Origin of the sequence: Paenibacillus sp. PCH8 (genome assembly GCF_002968835.1) — a bacterium.
In the GTDB taxonomy this organism is placed as follows: Bacteria; Bacillota; Bacilli; order Paenibacillales; family Paenibacillaceae; genus Paenibacillus.
The window spans coordinates 1,336,845-1,353,806 of the sequence record NZ_PKQK01000001.1; the positions used below are offsets into that span (position 1 = coordinate 1,336,845).

Consider the following 16,962-nt stretch of genomic DNA (forward strand, 5'->3'; position numbering starts at 1 on the left):
TTAGAAACTGAAGGAGATGTATGAATGGCTTTTAAATTCAGAGCTAGTGTTTTTAAGAAATTCGCTGCAGTTGGGATGGCTTTGCTTCTTGTAATATCCTATCTACCTATACCTAAAATCGAGGCAGCGCCAGCTGGGCCTGTAGGGAGTTTTGTAACTCCGCATGGGATTGCTGTTGATGCAGATGGTAATATCTATGTATCGGAAAGATTGAATAATCGTGTTCAAAAACTAACAGTAAGTACAGGTGTTTGGACACCTTGGTCATTTTTGCCGGGTCAAAATGAACCAGGTGCTGGTCCTGGTCGTTTTTGGTCTCCTAAAGGTATGGCTATTGGTCCTAGTGGGGCACTATATTTAGCCGATTCCAGTAATAACTATATACAGAAGTTACAGAATGGAACTTGGACGGCTTTCAATAGCTCTTCTGAGGCACACAATAGTAGCGCTGCTGGGAAATTCAGAGGACCAAATGACGTTACTGTAAGTAACACAGGAATGGTGTATGTTACAGATTATAGCAACAACCGTATACAACACATAGCCGAAGATGGACCTACTTGGACCATAATAGGTAATAACGGTAATACCGGATTGTCTGGCACTGCAGTTGGACAACTTTCCAGTCCGACTGGAATGGCAACAGATTCAAGTGGAAATTTATATGTAGCTGATTATGGAAACACACGAATTCAAAAGTATGATCCAAATGCAGTCACCAATAAGTGGAGTGTTTTTAGGACAGATGTTCGAGCTACTGCAATTGAGATTGATAGTGAGAATAATATTTATATTAGTATTAGCAATGGTGCAGGTGCGTCAACTCTTGAAAAGTACTCAGTTTATACGCAACTATGGACGCAAATAGGCAGTATCGGAACTGAATTAGGACAGTACAAATCAATAAGTGGTTTAGCTACAGATACAGCAGGCAACCTCTATATTACGGATGAAGGCAATAATCGTATACAAAAGCTTACTGTTAGTACAGGAACTTGGAGTGAATGGCCTGTAAAATTAACTGTGCCTGACGCACCTACGAGTGTATCTGCAACAGCAGGCAATGGAGAAGCTACGATAAGCTTTACAGCCCCAGTTAATAATGGCGGAGCTAATATTACTGAATATATGGTGACGGCAAGCTCGACTGGAAATCCTTCCATAACGAAAACAGGTACGTCAAGCCCAATCGTGGTAACAGGCTTAACGAACGGAACAGCGTATACGTTTACGGTGACGGCAAAGAATAGCCAAGGTCCATCCGTAGCATCAGCGCCATCTTCAAGCGTTACTCCAGCAACTGCAGCAACTGCACCGGATGCGCCGACAATCCTAGCGGTAGGACCAGCAGAAGATATTAAGGGAATAATCGTTCAATTTACAGAACCGAGCAATACAGGTGGAAGTCCGATCACCGAATATACAGTGACGGCAAATTCAACAGGAAACCCTTCCATCACTCAAACAGGAACGGCAAGTCCAATCGTGGTAACAGGCTTAACGACCGGAAGAACCTACACCTTTACGGTGACGGCAAAGAATAGTGCAGGCTCATCAGCCCCATCTGCGGCTTCTCCAGGTGTAGAGGTATTTTCCATTCCTGATGCACCTACGAGTGTATCGGCAACAGCAGGTAATGGAGAAGCAACGGTTACGTTTACAGCACCAGTTGATAATGGAGGATTTGCGGTTACTGCATATACAGTAATTGCAACCTCAGTAGACAATCCTCCTGTCACTAAAACAGGATTATCAAGCCCAATTACCGTTACCGGCTTAACAAACGGAAGAGCGTATACGTTTACGGTGAAGGCAACAAACGACGTAGGTACATCCGTAGCATCAGCGCCATCTGCGAGCGTGACTCTAGGGACGGCAGCAACTGTACCGGATGCGCCAACAGACGTAACCGCAACAGCAGGTAATAAAGAAGCAATTGTTAGTTTTACAGCACCAGTTAATAATGGCGGAGCTGAGATCACTCAATATACAGTGATTGCAACCTCAGTAGACAACAGTTTAATGGTCACTAAACCCGGATTATCAAGCCCAATTACTGTTACCGACTTAAAAAACGGAACAGCGTATACGTTTAAGGTGGTGGCAACAAACAGCCAAGGAACATCCGAGGTATCAGCGCCATCTTCAAGCGTGACTCCAGCAGCTGCACCGGATGCACCGACAGGCGTAACCGCAACAGCAGGTAATAAAGAAGCAAGTGTTAGCTTCACAGCACCAGTTAATAATGGCGGAGCTGATATTACTGAATATACAGTGACAGCTAATTCAGCAGGTAATCCTCCTGTTACTCAAACAGGATTATCAAGCCCAATCAAGGTAACAGACTTAACGAATGGAAGAGCGTATACCTTTACGGTGACGGCAAAGAATAGTGTAGCTGAATCAGTGGCATCTGCGGCTTCTCCAAGTGTAACGCCAGTTTCTGTTCCTGATGCACCAACGAGTGTATCTGCAACAGCAGTTAATGGAGAAGTAACGGTTACGTTTACAGCACCAGTTAATACTGGAGGACTTGCGATTACTGAATATATAGTAACGGCAAGTGCAATAGGTAAACCGCCTGTCACTCAAACAGGAACATCAAGTCCAATTACTGTAACAGGCCTAGCGAATGGGATCTATATTTTTACAGTGACAGCGAAGAATCTTGAGGGAGAATCTGTGCCATCATTAAATTCAGGGTCTGTAACATTAGTGGGTCCAGAGGTTAAAGGTGTTACCGTCCAACCAGGAGATATACAAGTGAAACTAGGACAAACACAGCAAATGATTGCCACTGTTAATGCCGTTGGTGGAGCGGATGAGACTGTAGAGTGGTTAGTTGATGAGTATGATGGCATTGGTATTGAAGTAAATCAAACGGGCTTAGTATCCGTACCCTCTGATGCAGAGCTAGGACAATACACCGTTATCGCAAGATCAACATTCGATTCTAGCAAATCTGGATCATCAATTATAAATGTAACAGATCAAGTAGTAGATCCTGAGGTATTAAGTGTGACCATTAATCCAGCTACTTCGAATGTGGAACAAGGCCAAACACAGCAATTAAATGCAGTTGTGACTGTGCAGGGTGAAGCTTCTATTGAAGTAAAGTGGACGAGTGATGAAAATTCTAATGTATCAGTAGATCAGACTGGATTAGTGACTGTTGCACCAAATGCTCAGCCAGGTGACTACACAATTACAGCAACTTCAACAGTAAATCCTGCTATATCAGGATCAGCTGAAATCATCGTGAAAGAAGTATCTAAACATCCATCGGTGACTAATGTGAACGTTAATCCTTCAGCAGCAAGTGTGGTGCAAGGTACAGGCAAGCAGTTGACAGCAGTTGTAACTGTGATAGACAATGCGTCACAAGAGGTATTATGGACAAGTAGTGACAGCAATAATAAAGTGAGTGTGAGTACAAGTGGATATGTAACAGTAGCTACAGATGTACCCATTGGAAATTACATCATTACAGCTACGTCGAAATTCGACTCAACCAAAAAAGCAATTGCAACAATAACGGTAACGGCAGCGACATCGGCTCCAGGACCTGGCTCAGGTGGGGGTGGAACTGGAGGTTCTGGTGGAACAGGCGGAGGCTCTGGAGGATCGAACCCTGTGCCAACACCAACACCAACACCAACACCAACACCAACACCAACACCAACACCAACACCAACACCAACACCAGAACCTGAAAATCCTCAGGCTCAGGGTAATGTTTTCAGTGATAGTGTTGTAAATACGACTAATCTAGTGAACAAAATTGCATCTAAGATAGAAGAAGCTAATCAGTCAGGGATGAAGAATGAGCTAACAGATATCAATGGACATTGGGCAGCATCGACTATTGATCTATTTGTAAAACTTGGGGTTATTCAGGGCTATAGCGACGGTAGATTCAATCCGAATGGCCAAATCACTCGCGCGGAATTTGCATCCATTACTGCACGTCTATTTGAAATCGACAATAGTAATATGGGTCAAACCAGTTCATTAAAAGACATCGGTAAACACTGGGCAAAAGATGCGATCGAGGCTCTTGCAAGCGTAGGCGTTATTAGCGGGTATGGTAACGGTGAATTTAAGCCAGAACAAACCATTAGTCGTGAAGAGATCGTTATCATTCTTTCACGCATCGTAAACTTAGATAGCTTGAACAAAGATGTATCTAAAGGTGAATTTTCGGATATATCCAGTGCAAGTCCTTATGCGATGAACGCAATTCAGCAAGCAGCACAGATTGGAATTATTAATGGTAAGAATAACGGGAACTTTGATCCACACGGGAAAGCAACTCGTGCAGAGGTTCTAACGGTCTTACTTAATGTATTAGATCTTCAGCCAGAAGTGAAAGAGCTGCTGGAGAGCGTAATCTAAATTTTCATACCAAAAAGACAGTATCCCATGTGGATGCTGTCTTTTTGCCACGAAGGAGCAGCCGAGGCATGCTCCTTTCGTATTTTTCACCACTACATCATTTTCCCTTTTTCAAGAGAAATGTTGGGCTATATTAGTTAAATACTCTTCTTCATCCGTATTTTCTTTCATATGAATGAGCATCTTGGCATCTGGACCTACTACATACCGGAATTGATTTGTACCGTCTGTGGCCGCTTGGTATATGGTTTCGGCAACCATTTCTGGAGGTGAGGCGTAAGACGATTGTTTCTCCATCTCACCCAATTTACTCCGAAATGCCGTAGTAAATACCTTATAGTCCGTTAATGCATCATCATTAAAGTAGAATTCCATCGATCTTCCGCCAAAGTCCGTTTGAATAGCACCTGGTTCAATCAACTTTACTTTGATGTTTTGTGATGCTAATTCATAAGATACTGACTCAGAAAAACCCTCCACTGCAAACTTGGATGAATGATACAGAGACATCGTAGGAAAAGTCACTTTCCCACCCATAGAAGAGATATTGATCAGCAGACCTTTTTGATTAGATCTAAAATGTGGCAGCATGGCTTTAGTCATATGGATCAGACCAAAAACATTCACTTCAAATTGTCTTCTAATCTGCTCATCCGTAGCGGCTTCTATTAGACCCATTGTTCCATATCCAGCATTATTGAGAAGAACATCAATACTACCAAACTGTCTAATCGCTTCCGCTAACGCAGATTGAATAGTATCTTCTTTTTCAACATCCAGCCTTAGTACCAACACATTATCTAGTGTAATAAACTCAGTTTCTTGTTCAGGTGAACGCATCGTGGCTACTACGTTCCATCCTCTTTCCGCAAAATGTTTTACTGTAGCTCTCCCAATCCCTGATGAAGCACCCGTGATAAAAATTGTGTTCATAACCATTCCTCCTATAAGTTCTATGAGCATTACATCTTCAATATGTTTGTACAAACTTACTTTGTAAGCGTTTGGATTCACTATATTCAGCTCTACTCTTGCACTAACTTCTCCAGGTTTACCAATCCCTCGGCAATGGTTGTAAGTTTAGCCTTATATTCTTCTATCCCGATTTGGATGCAGATGATCTGTGCTGGATGCATGTCATCTTTATAGAGAGAATATTGCTCAAGTAATTGATCTAACTTTTTTTGTGATACCTCTTGGGCTTGCTTCAACCAATCAATCACCTTGTCATATCCAACGAATTCACCAAAATAAAGCCTCATCATAAAATCAGATTTTCTGATGCTGTCTCCTTCTAGCGGTGCTAGTAAATAGGTGTTAAAACACTCTCTGCCTTTAGGCGTTATATTTAAAAGGTTTTTGTTAGGCTTACCGTCCTGCAGCACATTTTCCTTAGTGATCAACCCCTCCTTTTCCATTCGGGTAAGTGTGGGATAGATCGTTCCATAACTAGAACTATAGAAATTAGAGAATACATTTTCTAACAACTGTTTTATTTGGTATCCAGTCAACGCTTCTTTCATAAGTATGCCTAAAATAACATCTTGACTGTTCAAAATTTGACCTCCTTGTATTGTGGGTAAATTTGTATATCACAAACACAATATATCAAATCGATATATATTTAGTCAATATATAATGTGGTGACATATAAATCTTATTATTTTTGGCATTCATCAAAAGTTATGAAATACTCCTGAACAACTAATTTGGCTGGAGTGTTATAAGGGGCAATGAAGAACATCGCATACGCGATAATCAAATCCGCAATAACCATACATGTGCCCAAATGATGCTTTCTCGCTCCACCTTAAAAATCCACTACCATAGGAGGTTATGGATTTTGCGTATTAAAGTCTTCTAGCTATTGTTAAAAGCTATGACTAGCCATGCTTTTTTCATATAACATACTGTCTTTCCAATCATGCTATACTCAGTGAACCAAAAAGTTAGAAGGAGAAATAGTTATGATACCATTTCGTAATGATCATGTAGGCAGCTTTCTACGTCCTGCAGATTTAAGTCAGGCACGTGAACAATATAAATCAGGCAACATCACATATGAGGAATTAAGAGCTGTGGAAGATAAAGAGATTATTCGAATTATTGAAAAGCAGAAGGAGAATGGTGTATCTGCAGTTACGGATGGTGAATTCCGCAGAAGCTGGTGGCATTTTGATTTTCTGGGCGGCTTGGATGGTGTTGAGTTATATGAGCAAATAGACGGACCGAAATTCCACAATATGCAAACGCGCAAGGGCGGGATTCGTGTTGTTGGTAAAGTTGATTTCTCGAATCATCCTTTTGTTAAGGACTTTGAGTTTTTGAAAAAGCATGCAGGTGACACAGTGGCGAAACAGACCATTCCAAGCCCTAACATGCTTCTATATCGTTTGGAAAATGGCGCCAATATCTATACGGACCGAGAGCAATTCCTTCAGGATACGATTGCGGCATATCAAAAAGCCATTCAAGCTTTCTATGATGCGGGATGTCGATACCTGCAATTAGATGATACAGCTTGGGCAGACCTATTCTCAGAAGCTGGTCATGATAAGCTGCGTGCTAAAGGTCTGGAACCGGCGGAAGAGTTGAAAACGATGCAGCGAATGATTAATGAATCCTTGACTCATAAACCGGAAGATTTAGTTGTGACGATGCATATTTGTCGTGGTAACTATAAATCAAATTATTTCTCAACGGGTGGTTACGAGTACGCTTCTGAAGTTATCTTTGGAGGCTTAAACGTAGATGGATTATTCTTGGAATTTGATGATGAGCGCTCAGGTGGTTTTGAGCCATTACAATATGTGAATCGAAAAGATTTGAAAATCGTGCTTGGTTTACTCACATCAAAAACAGGCGAGTTAGAGGATAAAGAACAAATTAAAGCTCGGATTGCAGAGGCGGCAACCTATGTACCACTTGAGCAACTTTGTTTGAGCCCACAATGTGGTTTTTCGTCTACAGAAGAAGGCAATATTCTAACGGAAGAACAACAATGGCGTAAACTTCGTTATGTGAAGGAAATTGCAGAAGAAGTTTGGAGTTAATAAATATAAAATAATTATAAATTTAAATAACGGAGGGGATTTAAAATGGCGATTCAAGCAGACCAAGAGACCTTTATAGTTGAAGCGTTCATTAATGGTCAAAATGTAAAATCCCTTTCGCAGTTAGCAAAAGAAAATCCAACAAACCCAACCGAGATCGTAGGCTATTTCCCTGTCACTACGAAAGAACAAGCGGTTGAAGCGATTGAAGCGGCGGCAGTGGCTTTTAAAACCTGGAAGCAGACCTCCATTGATGAACGCATTACCATGATGCGCAAGGCGATCGAGAAGATTAGAGCAGCTGAGAGTGAAATTGTACATTTGCTGTCTAGAGAGCATGGCAAGCCTCTGTATGATGCACACGGTGAAATTTATGTTTCGTTAATGTGGATGGAGTTTGCTTGTAATGAAGCTAAATCGGCTCTACAGGAAGAGATCAAAACGCATGAGAATGGTAAAACGATTCTTTCCTATGATCCCATTGGTGTGGTAGCAGCGATTAGTCCATGGAACTATCCCATTGCTTTATCTACGATCAAGATCGCTCCTGTCCTACTTGCGGGCAACACGATTGTGCTTAAACCAAGCCCATATGCGCCACTGGCGGCAGCGAAGGTGGCAGAGATTATTGCGAGTGAGTTCCCGGCTGGGGTAATCAATGTCGTTCATGGTGATGCGGATGTAGGCGTTGAACTGACTAGTAATCCTCTTGTTACGAAGATCGCCTTTACAGGTGGAACCGCAACAGCTAAGCATATTATCAAAGCAGCTTCGGAAACGATTAAGGATATGACGCTTGAGCTTGGTGGTAATGATGCGGCGATCTTCTTGGAAAGCTTCGATGTTCATGATGAGCGAGCAATGCGCCGGATTGTCATTTCTAATTTCTTGACAACAGGACAGATCTGTATGATTGCCAAACGTGTGTATGTACACCGTTCTATTTATGATGAGTTTGTGGAGAAATATATCGAGGCAGCGAATCGCTGGATTCGAATTGGTGATCCCTTTGATTCAAATACGACGGTAGGCCCGGTTAATAACCTGAAGCAGAAGGATTATGTGCTTGGTTTGGTGGAAGATGCGCAAAAGCGTGGGGCTAAGGTCATCCCTCTCGGTCAAATTCTTGATCAGAAACTGTTTGAACAAGGTTACTACCTACAACCTACGCTTGTCTTAGGTTGCGATGTTCATGATCCGATTGTAGTGGAGGAACAGTTTGGCCCTACGGTTCCGATTCTGCCATTTGACGATGAAGAGCAGGTTATTCATCTACACAATGAAAGCATATATGGATTGACGAGTTCTGTGTGGGGGAAAGAAGAGGATGCCATCTCCGTTGCACGTCAACTCGAAGCTGGAACGACCATGATTAATACAGCTGCTGTGCAGGGTCTGGATGTTCGATTCCCTTTCGGTGGCTTCAAGCAATCTGGTATTGGCCGTGAATACGGCGCCGAAGGTATCCGCACTTATACAGAAAAGCATGTCATCAACGTTCCGAAGACACTGGATCTTCCTTATATACCAGAATAAATGGTATAGAGGTTATTCAAAAAGGCTCTAACTTTGCGCTTTGTTTACTGATTTTTAAGAATCAGTAGACAGGGCGTTTTTTTGTCAGATCAGTTTGACAGTGGTGGCTTTTTTAGAGAAAAAATAACTCCACATCTGATGGAGGTGACGCTGAAGAAATAAAGAAGCCACTCCATTTTTTGGAGTGGCTTTGTATTCAGCTATTATACGGTGAACGGCGGCTATCTTCTACCTAGTGTCTCCCAAATTCCATGGAGCCAGGAGTCGAATTCAGCATCTTTGTCGCCCTCGTAAGTATCATAGAGATCCAGACGTGTCTTTTGCAGTTTTTCCTTAAATTCCTCAAATGTGTGACCTTCAGGAAGGCTTTTTTTAATCCGCAGCAAAATTTTGTTAGTCCCTTTAAACAGCTCACCTTTGTTTTTGGCAGGCATTTGTACATCTTCATCCAACTGTTTCAGCTTGAGATATGCGGCTTCGCGCACTTGAAACACTTGATCATTTTTCAAAACATGCTGCAGCAACTTAATGGTAGGGGCTGTATTCCAGTTCCCCAATTCGTTCACCGCATTCAGTCTGTCTCTCCAGCTTGACGTCCGATTAGCCGCTCGTTTGAGCTCTTCAAAATTCTCCGGTAGTTCGTTAACTGCTCCAATATCATGGTTGTTCGTCAAAATTCAATCTCCTTAATCATCGCCATCTCGGCAGAATGATGAATGTTATTTATGTGATCACTATTATAGCACGAACCTGAATAAACTACTCCTATGAAGCCGACTCCTTAATGAAGCCTACCATATACACCCAACCAATCAGTCCACATAAAACAAAACCAAACGCATACAGAGATCCGTAAATGGGGATAAAATCGAGTATGGTTAAGGAGTACATATTTTTCAGTAACGGATAGAAGATGGAAATGACAACCACCGTGTAGAAAGCTAGGCAAGAAAGGCCTAAAAAGATGTTTGCCTTAATATCCAAAGCGTTTTTTCTCAAGTAAGTAAGGAGATAAGCGGTGTAAACCACAATATTACAGGCGAACAAAGTGACACCGATGTATTCAATTGGCTTGGAGAAAATCATACCAATCGCAATCAAAATGGGTCCGATGATATCGATAGCAACGACCCAGGGATACCAGTTTTTCTTCGTCATGATGCGTCCCAGTGCACCAATAAAAATCGGAACGATAGCAGATGAGAAATGAAAGTGGAGCGAGCTTAACGCGTGCGTTGCAGGATTAGCTTGGAAGAGGTTCAATTGATATTGATATAAGCTAAACCAAATGCCTCCGATAAAAAAATAAACGAGCCCCGCGCCAATCGCTATTTCCGCTGCTTTTCCTTTAGAGATCATAATCGTGGTCATGCCATAGATGCCAAGTAGCAGTGTGAACAGTAGCCACCCAAGGGACAGAATCCCTGGTATTATCGTGCTTTCTAACCCCCACATCTTACTACTCATTACGGAGGCCAGGATCAGAAGCGCAGCGGGAAATTGAAGCCATCTGATAGCGGCATAAATCATTCGTTGATGTTTATTCTTTTCGTCATGGTTCAAAAGTAAAATCACAAGAGGTACAATGACGAAAGCTGCAAAAAGTAGAAATTTTTCAACAAGTTCGAATTGAAAGTAATCCAGATAAAATATCAGAATGGTTATGATTCCACCGGGAAACACGGGTACTAATAATGATTTCATGAGTTGCTTCAAGGAACTATTCATGGGTTTCCTTTCTAACTACGTTTATCGTAAGATCTGCCTGTATTCACTTATGTAGCATTTCTTTAGTGTAGAACGGCAATTCTCCTTTTAGTAGATTAACACATTTATCTGTAGATATATGAAAATAAGCTTAACTCATCGGGCGTTATTAAACGATCAACTTCCTCAGAGAACAAAAAAAGAGCCGCAAATTATGCGGCTCTTCATCATTATATTTCTTTCCATTCCAGTTCTTTTCCCTTTTAGCGCCCGCCTGTATTGGAAGCCCAGACAGGAATCCAGCTGTTCGGATAATTGTTATTGGTCAGCGTTGTGTTATAGAGAACTAAATTGCCATCACTTTGCATGACCAGTGTATCACCTGTTGTGTTAGCCGGTAAGCTGCTCCCGTGATGACCTGGAATCCATGAGGTGGTATTGGGAGACCAAGCAGCTACCTGTACAGAAGTATCAATCATCAAAACTTTATCCCATCCCCAACCTGTATAAAATTCGAATTTACCTGTTGCGGGGTTGAATCCAAAACGATTAGCATATTGGTATACATCTTGATATTTCATGCCGTATTTATAGATGACAGGTTTCCCGTACTGTGATTCAAAATTGAACGAAAGAGCCCCACTGTTACTTGTCCCACTACTCCAAAGAGAAGAACCATTCTGATAGATAACGAAGTTCCCGTCATTCTGCCAAATGGCTGAGAACCTGCCATCTTGGGAGGTGAGATAGTCACCCTTCGCCATGCTTTGGCCGATCGTGAGCTTATCTCCAAGATAGCCGGCAGAAGCCGTTGCTGGTACAGCAAATGCGAGAATCAACAAGCAAGCCATAAGAATTCGAATCGTTTTTGGGAAAAGTCGTTTGTTCATTGGACACGCTCCTATGTTTTTATATTGGTAGGAAAGACAGGAACCAAGATCTAAAATGCTCCCGACGGTCACCTCCTTTAATAGAAAGTTGGAAATTCTTGATACGGATTATGTAATGGGATGTGTGCTTTAGGAGAGGGAAGCTACGTGTAGGATATGCTTGTTCTCTAGTAGAGAAGTCGCGTCATCAGGTGAGTTTACATACTTTTTTTTCCATTATAGCAACCGGAAAATATAAAAGCCATATTTTTCTATATGAAATTCTGAAATGATCAATCTCGTCTCTTGTACTAGAAAAAGCCGATCAGTCTCTCAACTTTTTACATCTATTTTATATATTTTACGATCTTTATGAATTGAACTATGGTAAAATATCTCAGGATCTAAAATTGGAGAGGGGTTTTGTATTTCATGTCTTGGAAAAAAGTTTTGGGCAAAAGCACGATACGTATTGCTACTACTGCACTATTACTCACGCAACTATTTGGCGCAGCAGGTTCTGTCTCTGCGGCAGGTAACGATGTAGAAGTACATTTGATCGGGATCAATGATTTTCATGGTCAGCTGGATACAACATCAATGGTCGGTGATAAAAAGGCAGGATCTGCTCCGATTCTAGCAACCTATCTCAAAGAAACTCAAGCCAAATATGAGCACTCCCTACTCTTTCATAATGGAGACTCGGTTGGCGCATCTGCTCCAGCCTCGTCTCTTGATCGCGACGAGCCTACCATGGAATGGATGAATATGATGGGATTTGATGTAGGCTCCTTGGGAAATCATGAGTTCGACCAAGGTGTCGCTGCTTTGAAGGCACAGATCTTTGGTGGCCTGGATCCAAAAGAAGGTAAGGTAACCCATGCGGGTGCAAAATTTGATTATGTTAATGCAAATGTCATTGAAACCGCTACTGGCAAAACATTGATTCAGCCCTATGTGATTAAAGAAGTAGGCGGAGTCAAAATCGGATTCATCGGATTAGTGACGAAGTCTACACCTGCCAAAGTATCCCCAGCGGGTACCGCTGGTGTGCGTTTTTTAAGCGCAGAAGAAGAAGTGGAAGCCGTTAATAAATATGCCAAAGAGTTGCAAGATAAAGGTGTAGAAACGATCATCGTGTTGGCGCATGATCCAGCAACGACCAAGGAAGGCGTAACTACTGGAGAAGCGGCTGATTTGGCCAAAGCTTTACCAGCAGATTCCCCTGTTGACGTTATCGTTGCAGGTGACAATCACGCTCTAGCTAACGGTGAAGTCAATGGAAAGTTGATTGTTCAAGCGTATTCCTATGGTACAGCATTTGAAGATATCAAGTTGATGATTGATCCTGCTACAGGGGATGTAACTGAAAAATCAGCTACGGTTACAACGACTTTTCAAGAGGGTGTGAAAGAAGACCCTGAAACGGTGGCTATTATTAAAAAATCATTGGACAAGCATCCTGAGTTAACGAAGCCAGTAGGTACAACAGATGGTTCTGTCACTCGTACAGATGCTTACAATAACGAAGCTTCTCTAGGAAACCTCATTGCAGATGCCATGCGTCAAGCAGACTTTGGTGATAAAGCAAGCGATGCTGACTTTGCTTTTATGAATCCAGGTGGTATTCGTGCGGATCTGCCCAAAGGTGATGTGACCTTCGCTGATCTTGCTAAAATCCAACCGTTCGGCAATACGTTAGTGAAACTGGAGCTGACTGGCGAACAGATTAAAACGTTATTGCAGCAACAATGGGGTACCAATGCTGACGGTACACCCAACACCAAAACACTGCAAATCTCTGGTTTAAAGTATAGTGCCGATTTCAATAAGCCAGTTGCAGAACGTATTACTAGTTTGAGTCTGGAAGATGGTACACCGATCGATGCTAAAAAAACATATACATCAGTAGTTAACAACTTCATGGCAGCAGGTGGAGACAGCTATAAAGTGCTGCTGGATGCTAAATCATCCTTGGCAGGTCCTATTGATCTGGATGTATTCTATCAGTACATTGTAGATACGTATAAAGGCGGTAGCATCGAGGCTAAAAATGAAGGACGTATCACGAACCTGGCTGTATCTACCGAGCCAACAGAAACACCTGTAACGACAGAAGTCATTTCTCGTGCTGAATTTGTAAGTGCTCTGGTCGATATGTTGAAACTAAACGAAGTTGCTACAGCACCTGCGTTCAAAGATGTTGCTGCTAATGCTGCATATGCAGATGCGATTGCTGAAGCAACGCATGCTGGACTCATTCAAGGTTATGGTGGCAACTTCTACCCAGAACGTGATATTACTCGGGAAGAGGCATCGACGATTTTGGCAAAATTGGTGAACAGCCCGGCATCCGAAGCGAATGCGGCAACGATTATTGCTACATTCGAAGATGGTAAATCCGTGTCTACCTATGCAATTAAACCTATGGCCAAACTGATTGACAAAGGTATTCTGGGTGGAACAGATAAAAAATCGCTTCAACCTAAACAAGGTCTCACTACTAATGATGCCAAAGCTCTAATTGAAAAAGCTGTTGCAGCCAAAGCTTCGTAATGTAGAACTTATCCAAATCTTATATTAAAATAGGAAAACACATCCGATTGGGAGAATGATATCCCACTGTAGGATGTGTTTTTTTTCATGCTTACATGCAGTCGATCTCTTCTATGCTATTGGGCAGGATATTGAATAAGGAAGCAGATACTTTTGATCATATTATGGGGTTGATCGACAAAATGATGTTTCTATGATAGGGTTGAGGCATCTCATAGGCATTCTACTCTTCGGAGTAGAGTGCCTTCATGTATATCATGGGAGCTTACATTAAATGTATTTAAAAATCAATTGGATAGGTTATGGAGGTGGTGATGCTATGTTTCTCTCTTTAGCCCCAACAGGGGATGGTTGGATGAGTATAAAAAATGTGAAAATATCATTTAATAAAGAGGAGCGAACATAGCATGACTACTAGTTTTCAAGCGGAGACCCGCATTCCATTAAATTCATCCCGACTGAGGGATCTACGTAAATCCGGGCGGTTGCCAGGCGTTGTTTTTGGCAGAAATACCGAGAATGAGATGATTCATATTCCAACAATAGAATTTCAAAAATGGTTGAAGCAAGGAGCGTCTGGTTTTATTGAATTGCAGTTTGAAGACAAAGACTCATTGACCGTATTGTTGGAAGACCTCCAGCGTGATTCGGTTACACGAGATTTGCTTCATGTGGATTTTCAACAGGTGCAAACGAATGAGATCATGCGCACTAAAATTCCTGTTAAGTTCAACGGCACACCGATCGGCACAAAACAGGGCGGAGTTGTGCAAGTTCAATTAGCTTCTATTGAAGTGGAGGCATTACCGAGACACTTGCCAACATCGATTGAATTTGACATTAGTACGATGGAACTTGGAGAAACGCTACATGTAAGTGATGCAACATTTGCAACAGATGTAACGGTGATCTCTGAGGGGAATGAGTCTCTTCTCGCTGTAGTTAAACCTTAACTCTTCCAAATATGATCTGGGTCCAAAGCTGAATAAGTCAAAATTAGCTGTACGGGTGATCACCCGTACAGCTAATTTGTGTTGCTCACGTTATGTTGGCCTGCTCACATCTGCACAAGTCAGGTAGTCTGGAGTTCACCCCACGGTTGTCTTTTGCCCGCGCACAGGCGCAATTACCCTGATATTTCGCTACCCTTTCAAAGTTCATTCGCTAAATTCAGGTGTAAAGTAGGTAGACTCAGGACAAGTGATCACTATAATGGAAATAAGATACATTTACAGAAGGTGAGCGAAAAGAAATGGACAAATTAAAGAACAGTGGATTCTATAAACTGAAGTTCTTCATAACTCCTGAAGAGTTGAAAGGTCTTTTACAGCTTTTCGAGCAGAGACAGGTGCAATTCCATCATACCAATGCTGCCCGGACAGAGCATGATTATAATCAGGTGTATGAGGCGTATCAGACGTTTTATCAGTATTATGTGACAGGTGAAAAGAGAAACGATGTTCATCCCTTTTTTGTATACTCCATTTCTGTTGCGTTCGATCATGAAAGTTCAGGTTTTTTTGTGAGAAATGAAGGTGTTTCTTTTCCGTATCACGGACAATGGGCAGAGGATGAACTGCCATGTATCTTGCTTTCATTTCCGAAAGGCTTTCAAGTTAATTTGGAAGATGAAAAAGAGAAGTATTATATCTATGAAGATATCCGGGATCATAAGCCGCTAACCTATGCGCTTTTCGATGAAATAAGAGACGCTATCAAAAAAATGACCAAGCCGCTTCGCTTCTCAGCACATGATGCAGATGCAATGAAGGAACAGAAGTCAACGGTGCGTATTAGCCATGATGCAATGCAGGACTTGAGCCAATCATGGATTTTCAATAAATATGGACTTGTGATTCATGGCAAATAGGAGGGGGCCGAAATGATGTTCGCCCTAAAGATGATCTCTACCTGGGTACTGCTCGGTGTCTCATGTTCAGTAGTATGGTGGAGCTTCAGAACTGAAAAGCTGATAACCATCTCATGGTTGGCATTTCTGCTACCGGCTGTTTTCCAGCTCGCTACCGCTTTCCGGATCGGTCCAGGCAAAGCGAAGTCACTCATTGTGTTCGGCTGCATCAATCTGGTGTTCGCTGCCCTGGTGGGTGCGGGTGTCTGGTATCTAATCCAGATAGCCAATTCATATTGAAGTGGTCGATGATCGACGAATGGAAAGGAGAACTCTAATCAGAGATCGCCGCTGCTGCCAGAACGTCCTTTTGCACTCTTTTTGAAAATGGTGAACGGTACTATTATTGTGCGCTATATACTACTGCCGAGGGACATGCCCCGAGCATCTCTGCCTGGTCATGGGCGTTGGAGTCTGCTAGGCAAGCAGAAGAAAGTGATACGCCGGTAGCTGGCGATGAAAATGCTCGATGATGAAGGCATATTTGCCTTAAATCAGCTGCGAGAGTCCGTATGTGTCCTAGTTGAGCTCATGCCGCCAGATCCGATCAACACGGAGATTGCCTTACGTCTGAATCGGGCGGAATCTTCGGCTATGCAAGTATGGTTGGCGGAAGCATTGGAGTAGAAGCAACTGCATTTGGGGACGTTGATTCATTGCATCATCTCCCCTCCCCTTCGTACGACTACGGATTCCAGAATATTTACGAGAAGTAGAGATTGTAATTCTATGCGTATAAACTTCATATAACAACGTTAAATAGTTTATCTATTTCATTGGTTGAAATGGGTAGTCCTCATCTGAGAACTAATGCAAGCTGTTGCGTCAGCATAGTCTGGAAATTGTTGAGAATTTGTATAGGTCCGTATATTAAAATGTTCGAACACGCGATATATAGTTGACTCATTTTGTCACTTTCTGTTTTAAGTTGTTGAAT

The 16,962-nt window shown here is 42.2% G+C and carries 15 protein-coding genes; 10 read left to right on the forward strand and 5 right to left on the reverse strand.

Annotation, left to right across the window (positions count from 1 at the left end; genetic code table 11):
• Positions 1 to 24 precede the first annotated feature (24 nt).
• On the forward strand, positions 25 to 4,395 hold the full coding sequence (locus C0Q44_RS06005) for a fibronectin type III domain-containing protein (RefSeq protein ID WP_105406447.1): 4,371 nt from the start codon (positions 25 to 27) through the stop codon (positions 4,393 to 4,395).
• Between the two features lie 111 nt (positions 4,396 to 4,506).
• On the opposite strand, the gene C0Q44_RS06010 is transcribed toward C0Q44_RS06005, so the two are convergent.
• Positions 4,507 to 5,328: an SDR family oxidoreductase gene (locus C0Q44_RS06010; RefSeq protein WP_105406448.1), complete on the reverse strand. Its 822-nt coding sequence runs from the start codon at positions 5,326 to 5,328 to the stop codon at positions 4,507 to 4,509.
• 92 nt (positions 5,329 to 5,420) lie between these two features.
• Positions 5,421 to 5,951: a PadR family transcriptional regulator gene (locus C0Q44_RS06015; protein WP_105406449.1), complete on the reverse strand. Its 531-nt coding sequence runs from the start codon at positions 5,949 to 5,951 to the stop codon at positions 5,421 to 5,423.
• Positions 5,952 to 6,362: 411 nt separating this feature from the next.
• Between C0Q44_RS06015 and C0Q44_RS06020 the strand changes: the two genes are divergently transcribed.
• Entirely contained in the window at positions 6,363 to 7,448 is a 1,086-nt protein-coding gene (locus tag C0Q44_RS06020; protein ID WP_105406450.1) for a 5-methyltetrahydropteroyltriglutamate--homocysteine S-methyltransferase, read from the forward strand.
• Positions 7,449 to 7,493: 45 nt separating this feature from the next.
• On the forward strand, positions 7,494 to 8,984 hold the full coding sequence (locus C0Q44_RS06025) for an aldehyde dehydrogenase family protein (RefSeq protein ID WP_105406451.1): 1,491 nt from the start codon (positions 7,494 to 7,496) through the stop codon (positions 8,982 to 8,984).
• 221 nt (positions 8,985 to 9,205) lie between these two features.
• On the opposite strand, the gene C0Q44_RS06030 is transcribed toward C0Q44_RS06025, so the two are convergent.
• The 3 genes from C0Q44_RS06030 to C0Q44_RS06040 all read right to left on the reverse strand — a co-directional run bounded on the left by C0Q44_RS06030 (position 9,206) and on the right by C0Q44_RS06040 (position 11,581).
• Positions 9,206 to 9,658, reverse strand: coding sequence for a HEAT repeat domain-containing protein (locus tag C0Q44_RS06030; protein ID WP_105406452.1), 453 nt, complete (start codon positions 9,656 to 9,658; stop codon positions 9,206 to 9,208).
• 91 nt (positions 9,659 to 9,749) lie between these two features.
• The gene (locus C0Q44_RS06035; protein WP_258166183.1) at positions 9,750 to 10,688 is read right to left on the reverse strand and encodes a YndJ family protein; all 939 of its coding nucleotides are present in this window, start codon (positions 10,686 to 10,688) and stop codon (positions 9,750 to 9,752) included.
• Positions 10,689 to 10,954: 266 nt separating this feature from the next.
• Positions 10,955 to 11,581 (reverse strand): hypothetical protein, encoded by a 627-nt coding sequence (locus C0Q44_RS06040; RefSeq protein WP_105406454.1) that lies wholly within the window; start codon positions 11,579 to 11,581, stop codon positions 10,955 to 10,957.
• 411 nt (positions 11,582 to 11,992) lie between these two features.
• Here C0Q44_RS06040 and C0Q44_RS06045 point away from each other — a divergent pair, with 411 nt between their 5' ends.
• The 7 genes from C0Q44_RS06045 (at position 11,993) to C0Q44_RS30760 (ending at position 16,652) form a co-directional block, all read left to right on the forward strand.
• Positions 11,993 to 14,116, forward strand: a complete 2,124-nt coding sequence (locus C0Q44_RS06045) for a 5'-nucleotidase C-terminal domain-containing protein (protein WP_105406455.1) — start codon at positions 11,993 to 11,995, stop codon at positions 14,114 to 14,116.
• A gap of 274 nt (positions 14,117 to 14,390) precedes the next feature.
• Positions 14,391 to 14,522, forward strand: a complete 132-nt coding sequence (locus C0Q44_RS30750) for a hypothetical protein (protein ID WP_258166184.1) — start codon at positions 14,391 to 14,393, stop codon at positions 14,520 to 14,522.
• A gap of 1 nt (position 14,523) precedes the next feature.
• Positions 14,524 to 15,069 carry a 50S ribosomal protein L25 gene (locus C0Q44_RS06050; RefSeq protein ID WP_105406456.1) on the forward strand — a complete coding sequence of 182 codons (546 nt, stop codon included), beginning with the start codon at positions 14,524 to 14,526 and terminating at the stop codon, positions 15,067 to 15,069.
• A gap of 299 nt (positions 15,070 to 15,368) precedes the next feature.
• Positions 15,369 to 15,986 carry a hypothetical protein gene (locus tag C0Q44_RS06055; RefSeq protein WP_105406457.1) on the forward strand — a complete coding sequence of 206 codons (618 nt, stop codon included), beginning with the start codon at positions 15,369 to 15,371 and terminating at the stop codon, positions 15,984 to 15,986.
• 12 nt (positions 15,987 to 15,998) lie between these two features.
• A complete protein-coding gene (locus C0Q44_RS06060) occupies positions 15,999 to 16,265 on the forward strand; it encodes a hypothetical protein (protein WP_105406458.1) in 267 nt (88 codons plus the stop codon).
• Positions 16,266 to 16,309: 44 nt separating this feature from the next.
• Positions 16,310 to 16,498, forward strand: a complete 189-nt coding sequence (locus C0Q44_RS30755; protein ID WP_258166277.1) for a DUF4303 domain-containing protein — start codon at positions 16,310 to 16,312, stop codon at positions 16,496 to 16,498.
• Complete coding sequence (locus C0Q44_RS30760; RefSeq protein WP_258166185.1) at positions 16,482 to 16,652, forward strand: DUF4303 domain-containing protein; 171 nt, start codon at positions 16,482 to 16,484, stop codon at positions 16,650 to 16,652. Before C0Q44_RS30755 ends, C0Q44_RS30760 begins: the two co-directional genes overlap by 17 nt.
• The last annotated feature ends 310 nt before the right edge of the window (positions 16,653 to 16,962 follow it).

What these genes read in the sequence shown, in the direction of transcription:
- C0Q44_RS06010 (WP_105406448.1), bottom strand. Translation starts at nt 5,328, where the DNA reads ATGAACACAATTTTTATCACGGGTGCTTCATCAGGGATTGGGAGAGCT.
- C0Q44_RS06020 (WP_105406450.1), top strand. Translation starts at nt 6,363, where the DNA reads ATGATACCATTTCGTAATGATCATGTAGGCAGCTTTCTACGTCCTGCA.
- C0Q44_RS06035 (WP_258166183.1), bottom strand. Translation starts at nt 10,688, where the DNA reads ATGAAATCATTATTAGTACCCGTGTTTCCCGGTGGAATCATAACCATT.
- C0Q44_RS06005 (WP_105406447.1), top strand. Translation starts at nt 25, where the DNA reads ATGGCTTTTAAATTCAGAGCTAGTGTTTTTAAGAAATTCGCTGCAGTT.
- C0Q44_RS06050 (WP_105406456.1), top strand. Translation starts at nt 14,524, where the DNA reads ATGACTACTAGTTTTCAAGCGGAGACCCGCATTCCATTAAATTCATCC.
- C0Q44_RS06045 (WP_105406455.1), top strand. Translation starts at nt 11,993, where the DNA reads ATGTCTTGGAAAAAAGTTTTGGGCAAAAGCACGATACGTATTGCTACT.
- C0Q44_RS06055 (WP_105406457.1), top strand. Translation starts at nt 15,369, where the DNA reads ATGGACAAATTAAAGAACAGTGGATTCTATAAACTGAAGTTCTTCATA.
- C0Q44_RS06060 (WP_105406458.1), top strand. Translation starts at nt 15,999, where the DNA reads ATGATGTTCGCCCTAAAGATGATCTCTACCTGGGTACTGCTCGGTGTC.
- C0Q44_RS30750 (WP_258166184.1), top strand. Translation starts at nt 14,391, where the DNA reads ATGTATTTAAAAATCAATTGGATAGGTTATGGAGGTGGTGATGCTATG.
- C0Q44_RS30760 (WP_258166185.1), top strand. Translation starts at nt 16,482, where the DNA reads ATGAAAATGCTCGATGATGAAGGCATATTTGCCTTAAATCAGCTGCGA.
- C0Q44_RS06040 (WP_105406454.1), bottom strand. Translation starts at nt 11,581, where the DNA reads ATGAACAAACGACTTTTCCCAAAAACGATTCGAATTCTTATGGCTTGC.
- C0Q44_RS06025 (WP_105406451.1), top strand. Translation starts at nt 7,494, where the DNA reads ATGGCGATTCAAGCAGACCAAGAGACCTTTATAGTTGAAGCGTTCATT.